Source organism: Limnospira sp. PMC 289.06 (assembly GCF_032350395.1).
GTDB classification, from domain to species: domain Bacteria; phylum Cyanobacteriota; class Cyanobacteriia; order Cyanobacteriales; family Microcoleaceae; genus Limnospira; species Limnospira platensis.
Map to the genome: position 1 here is coordinate 1 of NZ_JARPLC010000377.1, position 873 is coordinate 873.

Genomic DNA, 873 nt, shown 5'->3' on the forward strand with positions numbered 1-873 from the left:
TTTCTAAGCCTACAGGTTTTAACCATTCGGTGATTGCAGTTTGGCACTGTTCAATGATTCCTAGGTCTTTTGAGATGACCACAAAATCATCGGCGTATCTTATGACATTCGCATACGGGCGATTGTCTGTTTTCTTAGGGTACAGTTTTTCAATTAACCTAATCATCCCCAACAGTGCGATGTTAGCGAGTATTGGACTTATTACCCCTCCTTGAGGTGTCCCTGCTTCTGTATCCTCAAATACACCGTTATCTAGCACACCTGCTTTGAGCCATTGTTTCAGGTCTCTTTTTAGGCAGCTTGGACAATGAATTTTGGACAGTAGGTAATCATGGTTCACGGTAAGAGCATTTCGCTATATCTGCATCAAGAACATAATATTGTCCTTTATTAATGGCAGCGTAAATCCTGCCTATTGCATCCTGGGCTGACCGTCCAGGACGGAACCCATAGCTTGTGCCTTCAAATCTCGATTCCCATTCAGGTTCGAGAGCCGTTTTAACCAAGGCTTGCCTCGCTCTATCTTGGATTGTGGGAATTCCTATTCCAGCTTTTTTCATCCCTACCAGGTTTTGGAATCCACACCCGTCGCAGTGGTTTTGCTTTGAGATTTCCCTTAATGTTCTTAACAAGCTCGAACCTTTGTCTTGGAGAGATTGCTCTTACTCCATCAACACCGGCTGTCTTCTTGCCTTGACCCGCCTGGGGGGCGGGTTTATTAAGCTGACTGTTGGGAAGCATGGCTGACCGTGGAACCCGCCCCTACAGTCGCACTGCTAGGAGTCGGGCATAATATGACTTCACCAATAGACGTTGCCACCTTCGTGCCTTTGCGTCTTGTCCCGATTTAGCTGCTTGGAATATACTCTTTTG

4 protein-coding genes are annotated in these 873 nt (G+C 46.0%); all 4 read right to left on the minus strand.

Annotation, left to right across the window (positions count from 1 at the left end; all coding sequences use genetic code 11):
* Window positions 1-340: reverse transcriptase/maturase family protein (locus P5674_RS25290; RefSeq protein WP_315670433.1), on the minus strand; the 340-nt coding region annotated here is incomplete at its 3' end.
* A complete protein-coding gene (locus P5674_RS25295; RefSeq protein WP_014275530.1) occupies window positions 330-560 on the minus strand; it encodes a reverse transcriptase domain-containing protein in 231 nt (76 codons plus the stop codon). The genes P5674_RS25290 and P5674_RS25295, both read right to left, overlap by 11 nt.
* Window positions 520-741: a hypothetical protein gene (locus tag P5674_RS25300; protein WP_014276140.1), complete on the minus strand. Its 222-nt coding sequence runs from the start codon at window positions 739-741 to the stop codon at window positions 520-522. Before P5674_RS25300 ends, P5674_RS25295 begins: the two co-directional genes overlap by 41 nt.
* Before the next feature lie 21 nt (window positions 742-762).
* Window positions 763-873, minus strand: a 111-nt coding sequence (locus P5674_RS25305) for a reverse transcriptase N-terminal domain-containing protein (RefSeq protein ID WP_315643399.1), incomplete at its 5' end; no start/stop codon positions are given.

Bases quoted from the DNA above. Each gene is read 5' to 3' on its own strand.
- P5674_RS25300 (WP_014276140.1), bottom strand. From the start codon at position 741: ATGCTTCCCAACAGTCAGCTTAATAAACCCGCCCCCCAGGCGGGTCAA.
- P5674_RS25295 (WP_014275530.1), bottom strand. From the start codon at position 560: ATGAAAAAAGCTGGAATAGGAATTCCCACAATCCAAGATAGAGCGAGG.